General features: G+C 58.7%; 15 protein-coding genes. 10 read left to right on the forward strand and 5 right to left on the reverse strand.

The window, feature by feature from the left end; genetic code table 11:
• Window positions 1–76 precede the first annotated feature (76 nt).
• A complete protein-coding gene (locus tag TU76_RS10585) occupies window positions 77–955 on the reverse strand; it encodes a helix-turn-helix domain-containing protein (RefSeq protein ID WP_019829282.1) in 879 nt (292 codons plus the stop codon).
• 170 nt (window positions 956–1,125) lie between these two features.
• On the opposite strand from TU76_RS10585, the gene TU76_RS10590 reads away from it, so the two are divergent.
• Complete coding sequence (locus TU76_RS10590; protein ID WP_019829283.1) at window positions 1,126–1,866, forward strand: FadR/GntR family transcriptional regulator; 741 nt, start codon at window positions 1,126–1,128, stop codon at window positions 1,864–1,866.
• Between the two features lie 11 nt (window positions 1,867–1,877).
• Here the strand turns inward: TU76_RS10590 and TU76_RS10595 are convergent, their stop codons facing one another.
• The gene (locus TU76_RS10595; RefSeq protein ID WP_019829284.1) at window positions 1,878–2,702 is read right to left on the reverse strand and encodes an NAD-dependent epimerase/dehydratase family protein; all 825 of its coding nucleotides are present in this window, start codon (window positions 2,700–2,702) and stop codon (window positions 1,878–1,880) included.
• Window positions 2,703–2,789: 87 nt separating this feature from the next.
• Window positions 2,790–3,515 (reverse strand): oligogalacturonate-specific porin KdgM family protein, encoded by a 726-nt coding sequence (locus TU76_RS10600; RefSeq protein ID WP_019829285.1) that lies wholly within the window; start codon window positions 3,513–3,515, stop codon window positions 2,790–2,792.
• A 370-nt stretch (window positions 3,516–3,885) separates the two neighbouring features.
• Between TU76_RS10600 and TU76_RS10605 the strand changes: the two genes are divergently transcribed.
• The 9 genes from TU76_RS10605 to TU76_RS10645 all read left to right on the forward strand — a co-directional run bounded on the left by TU76_RS10605 (window position 3,886) and on the right by TU76_RS10645 (window position 14,444).
• Complete coding sequence (locus tag TU76_RS10605) at window positions 3,886–5,040, forward strand: mandelate racemase family protein (RefSeq protein ID WP_019829286.1); 1,155 nt, start codon at window positions 3,886–3,888, stop codon at window positions 5,038–5,040.
• A gap of 72 nt (window positions 5,041–5,112) precedes the next feature.
• Window positions 5,113–6,723 (forward strand): ABC transporter substrate-binding protein, encoded by a 1,611-nt coding sequence (locus TU76_RS10610; RefSeq protein ID WP_048351610.1) that lies wholly within the window; start codon window positions 5,113–5,115, stop codon window positions 6,721–6,723.
• A 63-nt stretch (window positions 6,724–6,786) separates the two neighbouring features.
• Window positions 6,787–7,824 (forward strand): ABC transporter permease, encoded by a 1,038-nt coding sequence (locus TU76_RS10615; protein WP_019829288.1) that lies wholly within the window; start codon window positions 6,787–6,789, stop codon window positions 7,822–7,824.
• 44 nt (window positions 7,825–7,868) lie between these two features.
• Window positions 7,869–9,479, forward strand: a complete 1,611-nt coding sequence (locus TU76_RS10620) for an ABC transporter substrate-binding protein (protein WP_048351611.1) — start codon at window positions 7,869–7,871, stop codon at window positions 9,477–9,479.
• A gap of 77 nt (window positions 9,480–9,556) precedes the next feature.
• Window positions 9,557–10,474: an ABC transporter permease gene (locus TU76_RS10625; protein WP_019829296.1), complete on the forward strand. Its 918-nt coding sequence runs from the start codon at window positions 9,557–9,559 to the stop codon at window positions 10,472–10,474.
• Between the two features lie 26 nt (window positions 10,475–10,500).
• Entirely contained in the window at window positions 10,501–11,340 is an 840-nt protein-coding gene (locus TU76_RS10630) for an ABC transporter ATP-binding protein (RefSeq protein ID WP_046808990.1), read from the forward strand.
• 11 nt (window positions 11,341–11,351) lie between these two features.
• Entirely contained in the window at window positions 11,352–12,113 is a 762-nt protein-coding gene (locus TU76_RS10635; protein ID WP_019829298.1) for an ABC transporter ATP-binding protein, read from the forward strand.
• A gap of 41 nt (window positions 12,114–12,154) precedes the next feature.
• Window positions 12,155–13,975 carry a glycoside hydrolase family 28 protein gene (locus TU76_RS10640; protein WP_048351612.1) on the forward strand — a complete coding sequence of 607 codons (1,821 nt, stop codon included), beginning with the start codon at window positions 12,155–12,157 and terminating at the stop codon, window positions 13,973–13,975.
• Between the two features lie 85 nt (window positions 13,976–14,060).
• A complete protein-coding gene (locus TU76_RS10645; protein WP_048351613.1) occupies window positions 14,061–14,444 on the forward strand; it encodes a RidA family protein in 384 nt (127 codons plus the stop codon).
• Window positions 14,445–14,660: 216 nt separating this feature from the next.
• On the opposite strand, the gene TU76_RS10650 is transcribed toward TU76_RS10645, so the two are convergent.
• Entirely contained in the window at window positions 14,661–15,308 is a 648-nt protein-coding gene (locus TU76_RS10650; protein ID WP_048351614.1) for a response regulator, read from the reverse strand.
• 41 nt (window positions 15,309–15,349) lie between these two features.
• Complete coding sequence (locus TU76_RS25795) at window positions 15,350–16,129, reverse strand: response regulator (RefSeq protein ID WP_231984107.1); 780 nt, start codon at window positions 16,127–16,129, stop codon at window positions 15,350–15,352.
• Window positions 16,130–16,135: the final 6 nt, after the last annotated feature.

Here is a 16,135-nt window from a genome sequence, read left to right on the forward strand (position 1 = left end):
GCGAGGTGATAATGCAATCGTGGGACGGCAGGCTTCTATCCGATTTGCGTTTTAATTAATGCCCTGTTTTGGTGCGCTAGCGGGGGCGCAACAGGGTGCTGCTGGGCAGTTCGCCGAACAGTGTGCGGTAGGTTTCCGAGAACCGGCCCAGGTGCCAGAACGACCAGCGCATGGCGATTTCTGCCACAGTGGTTTGGGCGGGACAAAGGCGCAGCAAGTCGCGGCGGGCAAAATTCAGTCGGCGCAAACGTTGCCACTGGCTGGGCGAGACGCCGGTAAAGGACGTGAAACTGTGCTGCAACTGACGCACGGACACCCCGGCGGCATTGGCCAGTTGCAGCACGTTGAAGTGTTCCTGGGGGGCGGTCATGACCAGGTCGAATACGCGCTGGATCAGGCGTCGGTCATGGGCTAGGTGTTTTTGCTGGCTGTGATCGAGGGTCTGGCGCGGGCAGTCGAGGATATACAGGCAATCGTCGACCAGTTGCTGGGCCAGGCTTTCGTCGGGCAGGGGCGAATCATCGACGGCCAGTTGCTGCAAGGTGCTGCTTAACCAGCGACCAAAAATGCGGCTTTGCTGGGACACCAGCGGCGTGAGGAACAGGCCATCGAGGTTGCTCAGGTTTTCCAGTTGCCTGAGGTAGCGGGGGCCGATGACGACCGAGACTTCCTTGTAGTTTTCCGGGGTGATCCAGGTGTTCTGGGTTTCTTCGTTGAGCAGATAGAGCGAGCCGTTTTGCGTGTCAAAACTGAACACCAGCGAGGCAGCGGGTGCATGAAAATGCTGCTCGATGCGGGTGTTCATCTGCTCCTCAAACACCTCGATGCCGTTGAGTTGCAGGTGCACCACCTTGCCCTGGAAATACCCGGCGGACATTTGTTGGTAGTGTTCCTGCCAGCCTGCAATCACCAGTTGCTGATCCACGTCCGCCGTGTTGTGGGATTGAATCTGCATGGCTTGCTTCCTCGTGTTCCTGCTTGGGCAGGTATTGTCAGCAGACCCTATCAGCGGAAAAAAGGCCGCGCAAGACACGGATGGAGCAGGTCTCAGTGCTTAGGCATGTTGTCGTACAACTGCTTGAGCTATGATGGCAGTTCATTCGCCAGCAGAAGTAAAGGCACTTGATGGACAACCCGAACGTCCAACCCCGAGCTCGCCAAAAGCATCGCAGCCTGGCCGAGGATCTGGTTACTGAGCTTTCCCGGCGGATTCGAGAGGGTGAGTTGGCACGTGCTGCAAAACTGCCGACCGAGTCGCAGGTCATGCAGGAGCACGGTGTCAGCCGTACGGTGGTGCGCGAGGCTATTTCCCGATTGCAGGCCAGCGGGCTTGTAGAAACCCGGCATGGCATTGGCACCTTTGTGCGGGACATCCCGAGCGCCAGCGGTTTTTATATCGACCCTGACAGCATTGTGACGCTGCACGACGTGCTGGCTGTGCTTGAGTTGCGCATCAGCCTGGAAGTGGAGGCTGCAGGCCTGGCGTGCTCGCGGCGAACGGATCAACAGCTGCAACTGATGCGCGACTCGCTCGATGCCCTGAATTCACCGGCAGTCAGTGTCGATTACGCCGTGTCTGCGGACTTCCAGTTTCACCAGCAGATCGCGTTGGCCACGGGTAATCGTTACTTCACCGACATCATGTTGCACCTCGGGCTCAGCATCATCCCGCGCACCCGGCTGCATTCAACGCGCCATACCAGTGATGCGGGCCCTTATCTGGAGCGGTTGAGCCGCGAGCATGAGGACATTTACAAGGCCATTGCCCGGCGCGACTCCGATGCAGCCCGTGCGGCGATGCGTTTGCACCTCTCCAACAGCCGTGAGCGGATGCGCAAGGCGTATGAGTCAAGCCTGAAGGGATGAGTGCTGGCGCTTCACTCGCCGAAAGGCCCGGCAACCGCAAAGGCCCCGCCCTGATACAGCCGGTTTGGGTCATCAGCCGCCAGTTCGGGCTGTTGTTCGAACTGTGGGCGAAACGGTTCTGAAGTGTCCTGCGGCGCAAAGCCCAGGTGCGAGGCATGGCGGTTGCTCCACCACACATCCCTGTTATCGGAAACACCGTAGACCACACTATGGCCGACGTCGTGTGCCAGCAAGGCGCGCTCTACCAAGTGTTCAAGGTCGGAGTAGCTCAGCCAGGTCGACAGCATTCGGGTATTGCGGGGTGCGGTAAACGAAGAACCAATACGCAGGCTCACCGTCTCGATGCCATACCGGTGCAAGTAGAAGGTTGCCATGTCTTCGCCGTAAGACTTGGACAGCGCGTAATAGCCATCGGGACGACGTTGGGAGTGGGCATCCAGCGGCGTGTCCTGGGGATAGAAACCTGTCACGTGGTTGGAGCTGGCAAAGACGATCCGCTTGATCCCGTGGATGCGCGCAGCCTCATAAATGTGAAAGGTGCCGCGAATATTGGCCTCGAGAATTTCTTCAAAGGGGCGCTCAACTGAAATCCCGCCCAAATGAACGATGGTGTCCACATCCTTGGCAAGTGCCGTAATGGCGGCTTTGTCGACCAGGTTGCAGGTGATGACTTCCTCATGTTCACCCTGACTGGGCGCCATCGGGCTGATATCCGAGATTCGAACGATGGTGGCGTGAGCCTGCAGGGTTTCTCTGAGTATCTGGCCCAGGCCACCGGCGGCGCCGGTGAGCAGAATGCGGTTGAAGGGTTTGTTAGAAGAGAGCGGTGTTGTCATGGTCAGGTCGTCCTTTGATGGGGATTCAGGTCCGGGTGGCACAGGCCTGCCTGGCGCACGATGCGCGTACGCCAGGCAGCACGCGCATTACATGAAGTTGTACTGGACGCCAAGACGCCAGCGGGCCTGACGGTCGTCGGAGGTTGAGTTGACCTTGACGTCGCCGATCTCCATGAACGGAGCCCACTGCTTGTTGATCTTGTACTTCACGATCAGGTTCTGCTCGTAATCGCTCTTCTTGTTGTCGTAGCGGATGTAGTTGGTTTTGAAATAGATGGCCTGGTATTCAAAAGCCCACTTACCGGCCGGGGTGTAGCCCACCCAACCTTCGATACGGTGAGTGTCCTGGTCATCCTTGATGTGATCGGGCAGGTCGCTGTTGACCTGGTCACGGTCGAGTTTCTTCATGTCCATGCGATAGCGGGTCGCGACGTAGAAGGTGTCGTTGATTTTGTAGGTGTACTTGAGGCCGAACTTGTAAGAGGTCGAGTCCTTCGAACTGTCCATCTGAAACGCTGGTGTCAACGTCGATTGCGGGCTCAACTTGTGGTTGTAGCTGACGGTGAACTCATGGCCGTTGTTGACCATGTTGTCGTAGGCGACGTCTTTGCGATCGCCGGCCGTGCGGTATTTCATTTCTGCTTCAAAGCCCAGACCACTGTCCAAGCGGTAGCCCAGCTTGATTCTGTCGGCGTGGGCGCTGTCTTCCTCAGTCATCTGGTGCCGGTAATTGATGCTGGCGGAATCGGCACTGACGTAGAAGGGCAGGCACAGGGTCGCGACAGTAACGAGCGTACGTAAAGGGTTGTTCATACGGCCTTCTTTTATTGTTTTTTTTGGGGTTCGTTTGAAACGGCTGCTACCAATCAGTTGTTACGGGCGGATCAAATGTTGCGCGCCGATATACGTTATCGTACGACATGTAACGAGTCTATGGGTTATAGGTGCTTTGGTAACATCTTGTTACATATGTTGATGTTTTACTCAGCCGTGGTGATGGATGAGTTATCTCGATGTTGTCCTTTAAGCCCCAGTAAATTGGGGCTTTCATGCGATTTTCAGGAGCGGTGTGCATTTTTAAAGGATGTTTATCAGTGTCTTTTCAATCGTTGTACGATGACTTATGATCATTTCGACAGGCGATTGCTCTGATACACACCCAATAAAAAGGCGAACCACGTCCATGAGAATTACCGCAGTCAACGTCCAGGTTTTTTCCTATCCCACTCGCCGCGCAGTAGACAGCGCCGGCCATGCCCATCCCGGTGATGTCGCCCAGGCACAAATGGCGCTGCTGCGGATCCAGACCGAAGACGGCAACGAGGGGTATGCCTTCGGTGCTCCCGAATTGATCAGGCCGTATGTGCTCGATGGCTTTGTGCGCAAAGTGCTGGTGGGGCAAAACGCATTTGATCGCGAAAAGATCTGGCATGAGCTGGCGCACTGGCAACGTGGCAGCGCCAGCCAGTTGACCGACCGCGCACTGGCACTGGTCGAGCAGGCGTTGTGGGATTGGGCAGGCCGCAAGCTGGGCGTGCCGGTGCACAAACTCATTGGTGGTTTCCGCGACAAGGTGCCTGCGTATGGGTCAACCATGTGCGGTGATGAATTACCGGGTGGTCTGGCGACGCCAGAAGATTACGGCCGGTTTGCCCAGACGCTGGTCGAGCGAGGCTATAAGGCGATCAAGCTACATACCTGGATGCCGCCGGTGTCCTTCGCCCCGAGCCCGCGCATGGATGTCAAAGCCTGCGCCGCCGTGCGCGAGGCAGTGGGGCCAGACATCGCCCTGATGCTCGATGGTTATCACTGGTACAGCCGCACTGACGCGCTGTACATCGGTCGCGAATTGGAAAAACTCAATTTTGCCTGGTTTGAAGAGCCCATGATGGAAGACTCGGCAGAGTCCTACGCCTGGTTGGCGGGGCAATTGGATATTCCGGTGCTGGGCCCGGAAAGCCTGGGTGGCAAGCACCTGAGTCGTGCCAGTTGGGTCAAGAACGACGTGTGCGATATTTTGCGCGCAGGCGTTGCCGGGGTCGGTGGAATTGCGCCGTGCCTGAAGGTCGCGCACATGGCGGAGTCGTTCGGCATGGATTGCGAGATCCACGGCAACGGTGCCGCCAACCTGGCGGTGGTCGGGGCCATCAAGAACTGCACCTGGTATGAGCGCGGCTTGCTGCACCCGTACCTGGATTACGACGAAGTACCCGCGTATCTCAAGCGCCTGGTCGACCCGATGGACAGTGACGGGTTTGTTCATCTGTCCGATTTGCCAGGGCTGGGTGAAGAAATCGATTTCGATTTCATCGAGACCAACACGCTCAAAAGCTTCTGATGTGTACCCGGCTAACCCGGTGAAAACCGGGTTGTCCGAGCGCCCTATAACTATAAGAAAGGCACTCTCACCATGAGCATTTCCCCTTTGCTTTGGGCGCGGGTATTGGCGATGGCCCTGGCGGTCACTGCAGTACCTGTGACGTATGCCAAGACTCCGGCCGACCAGCTGATTGTCGGCATGAGCATGATCAACCTGTTATCCCTGGATCCGGCGGCAGCCACTGGCCTGGATGTGTCGGAGATCAATGCCAATCTGTACGACATGCTGCTGGTGCAGGATGTGGCACAGCCAGATCGTCTGTTGCCCGCGCTGGCTGAACGCTGGCAGGTCAGTGATGACCGCAAGACCCTGACCTTTAACCTGCGCTCCGATGTGAAGTTCCAGTCAGGCAATCCTTTAGGCGCCGACGATGTTGTCTGGTCGTTGCAACGGGTACTCAAACTCAACCTGGCTCTGGCTTCGACCTGGAAGGCTTACGGATTCAGTGCCGACAATGTTGACCGCCTGATCCGCGCCACTGACCCCAACACCGTTGTGATTGAACTGGCGCGGCCCACCGACCCGATGCTGGTGCTCAATACGCTGGCGACGTCCCCCAGTGCCTTTATCCTGGACCGTAAAAAAGTCCTGGAGCACGAAAAGAACAATGATCTGGGCGCCGCCTGGCTGGTGACCCATGCGGCTGGCAGTGGGGCTTTCGTGCTGAACGACTGGCGCGCCAATGACGTGATTCTGATGACCCGTTTCGATGGCTATTGGGGTGGCCCGGCCAAGCTCAAGCGTATCGTCATGCGCAACATGACGGAGTCGCAGTCCTTGCGGCTGATGATCGAGCGCGGTGATCTGGATATCGCCAAAGGCATGTCGGCCCCGGATATCCAGGCCCTGCAAAAAAATCCCGATATACGTACCCAAAGCCTGCAGCGCGGCACCCTTTACTACGTGGCCTTGAGCGTGAAGCAGCCGATGTTTGCCGATGCCCGGGTTCGCCAGGCCGTGCGTTCGCTGATCGATTATCAGGGCATCAACCAGACCGTGATGCCGCACTACGGCGTGATCAATCAGCGGCCTTTGCCCTTGGGGCTACCCGCACGGCTGCCCGATCCGGGCTACCAGTTGAACGTCGATCAAGCCAAAAAGCTCCTGGCCGAAGCGGGCTATCCCAACGGTTTCAAGACTTCTATCCGGGTGCTGACCGAGCCGCCGTTTATCAACATCGCCTCCAGCCTTCAATCGACTCTGGCCCAGGCCGGGATCGAGGCCAGCATCATCACCGGCACCGGCAACCAAGTTTACGGCGCCATGCGCGACAGGTCCTTTGACATCATCGTCGGCCGTGGCGGCGGCGGTGCTGAACGCCATCCCCATTCCAGCCTGCGCACCCTGGTCTATAACCCCGACAACCGCGATGAAGCCAAGCTCAGCAACTTCCAGGGCTGGCGCACATCGTTCTACAGCCCGGAACTGAACACCCTGATCGAAAGCGCCGAAGTGGAGCCCGATGCTGCCAAGCAACTGGCCCAGTACCGCGAGATTCAGGAGCAACTCGACCAGCAGGTCGGGGCCATCCTGCCTGTCTCGCAGATGACTGACACGGTGCTGGTATACGGCGATGTGGTTGATTTCCAGGGCCATACGGCGGCGACCACGCGCTACAAAGACGTCTACAAAAATCGCTGAAAGTGGCGCGGGTAAACGCCCGCGTCCTTGGTGCACCGGTGCCCGATAGATCAGGAGTTCACTATGTTTGTTTCGACAGCCTCTGTGTTGGGAGCGCGTACTTCCAACGCCGCCCGGCGGGTCAGCACGGTCCTGGTGACCTTGCTCGGCCTGCTGGCTCTGACGTTCGTGATTGGCCGGGTCATGCCGCTGGACCCGGTCCTGGCGGTGGTCGGGCCGGACGCGGACAGTTCCACCTATGACCAGGTCTACCGGGCAATGGGCCTGGACAAGCCGATCTGGACCCAGTTCGGCCTGTACCTCAATGACCTGCTGCACGGCAATTTCGGTAACGCGCTGTTAACCGGTCATCCGGTGCTTGAAGACATTCTGCGGGTCTTCCCGGCAACCATCGAACTGGCAACGCTGGCGATCCTGTTCGGGGTGCTCATCGGGTTGCCGTTGGGGGTCTGCGCTGCCAGTAACCAGGGGCGCATGGGTGACCATATTGCCCGGGTCATCACACTGTTCGGTTACTCCACGCCGATCTTCTGGCTGGGCATGATGGGCCTTCTGGTGTTCTACGCCTGGCTTGGATGGGCGGGTGGGGCAGGGCGCATCGACCTGGCCTACGACGGCATGGTGCCCGAAGTGACCGGGTTGCTGCTCATCGACACCAGCCTGGCCCGGGACTGGGATGCGTTTGCCAGCGCCATGCGCCACATCCTGTTGCCTGCACTGATTCTGGGCCTCAACTCGGTGGCCTACATCAGCCGCATGACACGCAGCTTCATGCTCGAACAACTCTCCCAGGAATACATCATTACGGCGCGGGTCAAGGGTCTGTCCCGGCGCCAGGTGGTCTGGGGGCATGCCTTTCGCAACATCCTGGTGCAACTGCTGACGGTCGTGGCCCTGGCTTACGGGTCGCTGCTCGAAGGCGCGGTATTGATCGAGATGGTATTTGCCTGGCCCGGTTTCGGCCAGTACCTGACCAGCAGCCTGATGCTCGGCGACATGAATGCCGTGATGGGATGCGTACTGGTAATCGGCTTGATCTTCGTCGCGCTCAACCTGATCAGTGATGCCTTGTACAAGGTGTTTGATCCGCGCACCCGCTAGTCCGACTGCAGCACCTTAATAACTATAAGAAGAAGGATTTTTGAATGAAGACTGCATTTTCGACAGTGCATATGAGTCTGCTGGCAGCTGTTCTGGCGTTGGGCGCGACGGGCGCGGTCAATGCCAAGACCCCGGCCGACCAGCTGATTGTCGGCATGAGCATGGTTAATTTGTTCTCCATAGACCCGGCCAATGCGCCCGGTCTTGACGCCTCGGGCGTCAATGCCAACCTCTACGACACCCTGATTAAGCGTGACCAAGGCAACCCCGAGCGTCACGTGCCGCAGTTGGCCGAGCGCTGGGAGGTCAGTGAAGACGGCAAGCAGGTGACCTTTCATTTGCGCCAGGACGTGAAGTTCCACTCCGGCAATTCGCTGACCGCCGAAGACGTGGCCTGGTCGCTGTACCGGGTGATGAAACTCAACTTTGGCCTGGCCACGACCTGGAAGGCTTACGGCTACAACGTCGACAACATTCAGTCGCTGATCCGCGCCACAGATGAGCACACCCTGGTCATTGACCTGCCGCAGGTCATGGACCCACTGCTGTTGGTGGACTCCCTGGCGATCTCGCCCAGTGCCGTGGTGGTGGACCGCGTGACGGCCCTGGCCCATGAAAAGAACGGTGATCTTGGCGCAGGCTGGCTGGTGACCAACGAAGCGGGCAGCGGTCCTTTCGTGCTGACCAAGTGGAGCGCCAATGACTCGCTGTTATTGACCCGCTTTGATGGCTACTGGGGTGGCGCGGCCAAGCTCAAGCGTGTGGTGGTGCGGCACATGACCGAGTCCCAGTCCTTGCGTCTGATGCTTGAGCGTGGGGATCTGGACCTGGCCTACGGCATGGCGGCGCCGGACATTCGCGCCATCGACGGTTCACCGAAGCTTCAGGTGCAATCGTTGCCCCGGGGCACCATGTACTACGTGGCCATGAGCATGAAGCAGCCCGAGTTTGCCAAACCCAAGGTCCGTGAAGCGGTGCGCAACCTCATCGACTACAAGGGCCTGGATGAGCAGGTGATGCCTTACTACGGCAAGCTCAACCAGCAACCGATGCAATTGAGCCTGGAAGCACGCTTGCCGGATCCTGGGTATCACATGGACGTGGCGGAGGCGAAAAAACTGCTGGCCGAAGCCGGTTACCCGCAGGGTTTCACCACCACCATCCGCACCTTGTCCGAGCCGCCCTTTATTGACATCGCTGCGCGCCTGCAATCAACCCTGGCCGAAGGCGGGATCAAGGCCAGCATCGTCACCGGTACGGGTAACCAGGTGTATGGCGCGATGCGTGCGCGCAACTTCGACATCATCGTCGCCCGTGGCGCCGAACGTTACCCGCATCCGTACTTCAGCTTGCGCACCTTCGTCTACAACCCCGACAACAGCGATGACGCAGGCTTGCCAAATTTCCAGGGCTGGCGTGCTTCGTTTTTTAGCCCGCAGATCAATAGCCTGATCGACAAGGCCGGGGTGGAGCGTGACGCCAGCCAGCGGGTGAGCCTGTACCACCAGGCGCAGAACCTCTACGACCAGGAAGTGGGCCCGATCATGATGATTTCGCAAATGACCGACACCGTCGTGAGCGCTTCCGATATCAAGGGGTTTACGGGTGATGACGCCGAGGCCACCCGTTATCTGGGGGTCTACAAGGAACGCTGAGTGTTCACCCGCGAAGTGCTGCCGGACGCGCCTGCGGGCGTATCCGGTGAACCTGATTTCAATCCGAGAACATGCCGATGATTCCCACCATGTCTTCTACCGATTCCAGCCTCAAACAGCCGTTGCACCATGCTCCGGCATCCAGTTTCGATGCCCTGTGCAAGAACGGTCTGCGGGTGCTGCGCCATCTGCTGCGCAACCCCATGACATTGGCCGGGCTGCTGGTCGCCCTGTTGCTGATTGTGGTGGCGACGTTCGCACCCTGGATTGCCACCCATGACCCCGTCGCGCAGAACCTGGCCGACGCCCTGCAGCCGCCGGGTGCCGCCCACTGGTTCGGCACCGATGAATACGGCCGCGATGTGTTCAGTCGGCTGGTCTACGGTTCGCGCATCACCCTGTACATCATCACCCTGGTGACGGTGATCGTCGGGCCCATCGGCCTGTTTATCGGCACCGTCTCCGGTTATTTCGGCGGCATCGTCGACACGGTGTTCATGCGCCTGACCGATATATTCATCTCCTTTCCAAGCCTGGTACTGGCACTGGCCTTTATCGCGGCACTGGGCCCTGGCCTGGAGCATGCGGTGGTCGCTATTGCACTGACGTCCTGGCCGCCTATCGCACGACTGGCTCGGGCCGAAACCCTGTCCCTGCGCAAGGCCGACTTTGTGGTCGCCGTCGAGCTGCAAGGCGCCTCGCCTGCGCGGATCATCCTGCGTCACATCGTGCCGATGTGCCTGTCGTCGGTGATCATCCGCCTGACCATGAACATGGCCGGGATCATCCTCACGGCCGCCGCCCTGGGCTTCCTTGGGCTTGGGGCCCAGGCGCCGTCGCCGGAGTGGGGCGCGATGATCTCCACGGGTCGGCGCTACATGCTCGAGTGCTGGTGGCTGGTCGCAGTTCCAGGGGCCGCGATCATGCTGGTCAGCCTGGCATTCAACCTGTTGGGCGATGGCCTGCGGGACATTCTCGATCCGCGTAGCGAGTAACTGGAGGCCCTATGTCTGCGAATACCGTGTCCACCCATAAACTGGTCGTCGAAGGGCTCAATGTGCGCTTCGTCAACGGCCAGAAAGAAACCCATGCCGTGCGCGATGTGTCCTTCACCCTGGGTCGGGAAAAGCTGGCCATTGTCGGCGAGTCCGGTTCGGGCAAGTCGACGGTCGGGCGCAGCCTGCTCAAGTTGCACCCGAGCAGCACCCGGATCACCGCCAACACCCTGCAATTTTGCGAAGTCGACCTGCTCAGTGCCAGTGAAAAGGCCATGCAGAAGATTCGCGGGCAGCGCATTTCCATGGTCATGCAAGACCCCAAGTACTCGTTGAACCCGGTGGTCAAAGTCGGCGACCAGATCGCCGAAGCCTACCTGGCCCATCACAAGGCCAGCCGCAGCGAGGCCCGGGAACGGGTCATGGAAATGCTCGAAAAAGTGCATATCCGTGATCCAAAAAGGGTCTACGGCCTGTACCCCCACGAAGTGTCCGGGGGCATGGGGCAACGCATCATGATCGCGATGATGGTCATCACGCGGCCGGAAGTGATCATCGCCGACGAGCCGACTTCTGCCCTTGATGTTTCCGTTCGCCAGCAGGTACTCAGCGTGCTCGAGGAGCTGGTCGAGGAGCAGGAGATGGGGCTGATCTTTGTCAGCCACGACCTGAATCTGGTGCGCAACTACTGCGACCGTGTGCTGGTGATGTATGCCGGGCGGGTGGTGGAGTCTCTTGCTGCCTGCGACTTGCAAAATGCTCAGCACCCCTATACCCGTGGCCTGCTGGCTGCGCTGCCCAGCATGGATAATCGCCGTGTGCGCCTGCCGGTGCTGCAGCGTGACCCGCTTTGGCTGACCCACTGAGGAAACCTGTCATGTCCATGATTCAAGCCCGTTCGCTGAACCTGAGCTTTGGTGCAGGCGCGGCTCATAACCACGTGTTGCAGGATGTCAATCTGAGTGTCGCCGATGGCGAATCCTTTGGTTTGGTGGGGGAGTCCGGCTCCGGCAAGACCACGGTCCTGCGCTGCCTGGCCGGACAGTACCGGCACTGGAGTGGCGAGCTGAGCATTGCTGGCGTGCCGTTGCAGCACAAACTGTCCAAGGAGCATTTTCGCAAGGTGCAGATGGTCTTCCAGGACCCCTACGGCTCCCTGCATCCGCGCCACACCATCGACACCGCCCTGCGCGAACCGCTGATCATTCACGGGGTTGGGGACAAGGATGACCGGATCAATGAAATCCTGCTCAAGGTCGGTCTGAATGACAGTTTCCGTTATCGCTATCCCCATCAACTGTCCGGTGGTCAGCGTCAGCGGGTGGCCATTGCCCGGGCCCTGATTCTGGAGCCACGGGTGCTGCTGCTGGATGAACCGACCTCGGCCCTGGATGTTTCGGTGCAGGCCGAGATCCTCAATCTGCTCACGGACCTGCGTGAACGGGAAAAACTCACGTACTTGATGGTGACCCACGACCTGGGGGTGGTGACGCACCTGTGTGATCGGGTGGCCGTGATGCAGCAGGGCAAAATCGTTGAACTGCTGGACAGCAAGGCCCTGAGTCAGGACTCGGCGGTCCACGCCTATACCCAAATGCTGGTGCAGGCCAGTCGCGATTTCAGTCAGGCATCGGCTTAAACGGCTCTGGCGTGACGATTCACAACAATAAGGAAGACAACATGTTGGATCAAAACACGACGACTGCTTTACCCAGGCGGGTGCTGACCCGGTCGGCGGTAGCCACCCTGGCGCTGGGGTTCAGCCTGCCGCTGTGGGCCGCGTTGCAGGCGCCAGTGAAGGTGCAAGTGCCGACCCTGGCCTTTGATGATCAGGAGATCATTCTGGTCTGGGAAAAACCGGCAGACCATGCTGCGGTCAAGGATTATCGGGTTTACGCCAATGGCGTGCTGCTGGGCAGCAGCAACGCCAACAACGACCGGGTGTCGCCCGCCAAGCCTTACATCAACCGCTTCTACGAGCAGGACAAGGCCAACTTTCACCATCGCATCGGCATCCACAGCTACACCGCACAGGGCCTCAAGCCGGACACCCCGTACCGTTTTACCGTGCGCTCGGTAGGGGCTGATGGCCAGGAATCGGCCGACAGCCAGGCCGTGGAGCAACGCACCACCCCTGTGCCTGCGGTCTTTGACGTCATGCAGTACGGCGCCAAGGGTGACGGCAGCAGCCTCGATACGCAGGCCATCCAGAGCGCCATCGACGCCTGTACCGTCGGCTGCAAAGTGCTGCTGCCCAAGGGCATCTACAAAAGCGGGGCGCTTTACCTCAAGAGCAACATGACCCTGCAAATGGCTGAAGGTGCCACGTTGCTGGGCTCAGAGCGGGCCGAAGACTATCCGCTGGCGGGTTATATCCAGTATCCGTATTCCACCACCGTGCGGCCGGCATCCTTGATCAACGCGTTGCCCAGAGATCCGAAGCAGCACCAGCGCTTCGAAAATATTCGCATCGTCGGCCCGGGCACCATCGACGGCAATGGCTGGAAGCGCCAGGCCGATGTGCTGGACGAGACGGGTCAGGCGCTGCCGTTCTACCTGCCCAGCGATAATACCCGCTACATGCTGGACGGCGTTTTGGCCAAGGCCCAGGTGGAGCAAGCCGTTGCCCGCGGCATGAACGTCAAGGATGCGTATGGGCAGATGCGTTCCTCATTGATCACCTTGCGTGACGTGAAGAATGTGTTTTATGGCGGCTTCACCGTGCTCAATCCGGCCTACCACGGAATCATGAACCTGGAGACCGAAAACGTGGTGCTGGCCAACACCACGCACAAGACCTACGACGCCAACAATGGCGATGGCATCGAGTTTGCGAACAGCAAGGGCGCCATGGTGTTCAACAACTTTTTCGACACCGGTGATGACTGCGTCAACTTCGCCGCGGGCACCGGGGCCGATGCGGTGCATCAGAAGCCCCAGGAAGATGCCTGGATCTTCAACAACTTCTTCCGCAAGGGCCACGGCATGGTTGTGGCCGGCAGCCATACAGGCGCCTGGATTCAAAACATCCTTGCAGAAGACAACGTCTCGGACGGCACCGATGCGGGGCTGCGCATGAAGAGCACCAACTTCATGGATGGCGGTGCGCGCAACGTCACCTTCCGCGATTCTGCGATTCGCAACACGGTCAAACAGGCGTTTATTTTCACCCTCGACTACAACGACCCGAACGCCAAACTCGACTACCGGCGCTCCACGGTGCCGGGGCAGTTCCGTGATATTCGCGTCTCCGACGTGAGTGTCGAGAACGCCCGGGGAGCGTCAATTGAGGTCAAGGGCGACAGTAAAAACAGCGCTTATCACGAAGGGTTGGTTTTCGAGCGGGTGCGTTTCAGCGGCCCGGCCAAAGCGCGGATTGACGGCTTGAAAGACTCGCAGTTCGCAGAGGTGGTGTTTACCGATACGGGCGGGACCAACCCCTGGCAAGTGAGCGACAGCCAGGGGTTGAGCTTCAAGGGTGTGGAACCCGGACCGTTGTAGCGTTGGGGTAATGTGATCCTGGCAAGGGTTGTCGACGGTGCTGGCACACGCGACAATCCTTGTTTAACTCAAACAAGAGACTCCCATGAGTAATCACGACCTGACGTTTGTTCCCGATCCTGATGCTGACTCCATCTCATCAGATGTTGCCGGTTTCGGCGGCATCCTGATGTCCACCCAGATCCCGACCCGTGCTGACGGCAGCCTTGAGCTGGGCGGGATTGTCGAGCAGAGCGAATGCACCCTGCAGGCGCTCAAGGTAGCGCTGGAGAAGGCGGGCAGCTCGATGGACCGGGTGTTGCACCTGACTATCTACCTCACCGACATGGCTGATCGTGCGGCGTTTAACGAAGTGTACAAACGATTCTTTGCCAAGCCGTGGCCGGTGCGTGCCGCGGTGGGCGTGGCCTCGTTGGCGGTTGAAGGGATGCGGGTAGAAGTGACGGCGATGGCTGCGAAGCAGTCGTAATAACAGCTTCCACGGTTTATCAGGCATACCGCGTGTACCGGTTTTGCGACCGCTTCGCGATCGGCTGCGCAGCAGTCGTAAAATCAGCTTCCACGGTTAGTCAGGCAAACCGCGCGCTCCGGCTTTGCGACCGCTTCGCGCTCGAACGTAGCCTCGTTCTACTCGTCAACTGCTACGAGGCGGGGTAGACGCCAACCCCCGTTCCATCTACACCCCTTACTTGAAGATATTGGACTCGAGACAATAGGTGATCAAATCCTGGTCGCTGGTCACTTCCAATTTACGCATGGCAGAAATTTTCTGAGCACTGATGGTCTTGGAACTTCTGTTTTGCCCTCTTGCGATGTCAGTGACACTTTGCCCTGAGACAAAAAGACGAAGTATTTCGTGCTCTTTGGGTGACAGAGTGGCGAAGCGCTCATTCAAGGGCAGCAGGTTATCAGTCAACGATTTAGCCGTTGCGTCAGCGTTCTGGTATTCCATGCCCTGGATAATAGCGTTGAGCGCGACTTCGATTTCGTTGTGCAAATGCCTTTTTTGAATGATTCCGGCCACTCCCAGTTCGTGCAGGCGAGTGAGAATCAAGGGGCTGGATATCATGGTTAACACCAGAATGCGCACACTGGGGTAGTGACGCTTCAAATACTCCACCAGTTTCAGGCCGTCACCGTAAGGTGATTTTGCCGGCATGCTGAAATCCGTGACGATAAGGTCTACAGCCTGTTTCTCCAGCAGCTGCACCAGCCCTTCAGAGCCTACCGCTTGGCCGACAACATGGAAGCGTCCGTCGCGCTCAATCAATTCAAGCAAGCCCAACAGCACAATGGGGTGATCGTCGGCGATTACAACATTAAGTTTGCGCATGGCACGTTATCCGTGAAACGTCACGAGTAGATTGAATGGCTTCATAAGTCAGGAGCCTCCAGTTTTTTTAGCAATGCATCTATTCGTTCCAGCCAGTCGCTGACATCCTGTGCCAGTTGAGGTGTAACGCCACGTTCTCTTAGCTGGAGTTCAAGTTCACTGCAGGTATCGGCCAGGGCGTAAGACTGTACTGAGCCCAAGGCTCCGCCCATGCTGTGCAACTGATGTGCCAGTGCCATGGCATCGTTACTGTCCAGTGCAACTTGAATCATGTGCACATCTTCGTACATCGTGCTGAAGAACAGCTCGCGCATTCGGGGCGAGAGCTGAACTTGATCGATGCCGCTTGTGGTGGCCGTGGGCTGGTCAGTCGTCATGCCAGGATCAATCAGTACGCCCTTGTAGTGCTTGAGCAGTTGGGCATGCAGGGTATGCATGCTCAAGGGCTTGACCATCCAGGCGTTCATGCCGGCAGCGGCGCAGCGTTTGCCCTCTTCGCGCATGGCATTGGCAGTAATGCCGATAATGGGCAGTTCCGAGTCTTGTGTCCGCAGGGCCCTGGCCAATTCATAACCGTTGAGCACCGGCATGTTGACGTCGGTCAGTACCAGGTCGAACTCGCCGGGCATCCAGAATTCAAGTGCCTGTTCACCATTGATGGCCACCACTACGAAGCATCCCAGCGCCTCCAGCTGCTCCTTGATGATTTCTCGATTGATCGGGTTGTCTTCGGCAACCAGCACGCGCAGTTGCAGCTGTTGGTTTTGTCTGGGGAGTGAGTCACTGACGGGCGTGGCGATTCCTTGCTGTGCAAAGCTCACGGCCCA

Origin of the sequence: Pseudomonas psychrophila, from assembly GCF_001043005.1 — a bacterium.
GTDB classification, from domain to species: Bacteria; Pseudomonadota; Gammaproteobacteria; order Pseudomonadales; family Pseudomonadaceae; genus Aquipseudomonas; species Aquipseudomonas psychrophila.

Coding starts and splice junctions, on each gene's coding strand:
- TU76_RS10650 (WP_048351614.1), bottom strand. CDS start 15,308: ATGCGCAAACTTAATGTTGTAATCGCCGACGATCACCCCATTGTGCTG.
- TU76_RS10585 (WP_019829282.1), bottom strand. CDS start 955: ATGCAGATTCAATCCCACAACACGGCGGACGTGGATCAGCAACTGGTG.
- TU76_RS10620 (WP_048351611.1), top strand. CDS start 7,869: ATGAAGACTGCATTTTCGACAGTGCATATGAGTCTGCTGGCAGCTGTT.
- TU76_RS10595 (WP_019829284.1), bottom strand. CDS start 2,702: ATGACAACACCGCTCTCTTCTAACAAACCCTTCAACCGCATTCTGCTC.
- TU76_RS10600 (WP_019829285.1), bottom strand. CDS start 3,515: ATGAACAACCCTTTACGTACGCTCGTTACTGTCGCGACCCTGTGCCTG.
- TU76_RS10640 (WP_048351612.1), top strand. CDS start 12,155: ATGTTGGATCAAAACACGACGACTGCTTTACCCAGGCGGGTGCTGACC.
- TU76_RS10645 (WP_048351613.1), top strand. CDS start 14,061: ATGAGTAATCACGACCTGACGTTTGTTCCCGATCCTGATGCTGACTCC.
- TU76_RS10610 (WP_048351610.1), top strand. CDS start 5,113: ATGAGCATTTCCCCTTTGCTTTGGGCGCGGGTATTGGCGATGGCCCTG.
- TU76_RS10605 (WP_019829286.1), top strand. CDS start 3,886: ATGAGAATTACCGCAGTCAACGTCCAGGTTTTTTCCTATCCCACTCGC.
- TU76_RS10635 (WP_019829298.1), top strand. CDS start 11,352: ATGTCCATGATTCAAGCCCGTTCGCTGAACCTGAGCTTTGGTGCAGGC.
- TU76_RS10625 (WP_019829296.1), top strand. CDS start 9,557: ATGATTCCCACCATGTCTTCTACCGATTCCAGCCTCAAACAGCCGTTG.
- TU76_RS10615 (WP_019829288.1), top strand. CDS start 6,787: ATGTTTGTTTCGACAGCCTCTGTGTTGGGAGCGCGTACTTCCAACGCC.
- TU76_RS10590 (WP_019829283.1), top strand. CDS start 1,126: ATGGACAACCCGAACGTCCAACCCCGAGCTCGCCAAAAGCATCGCAGC.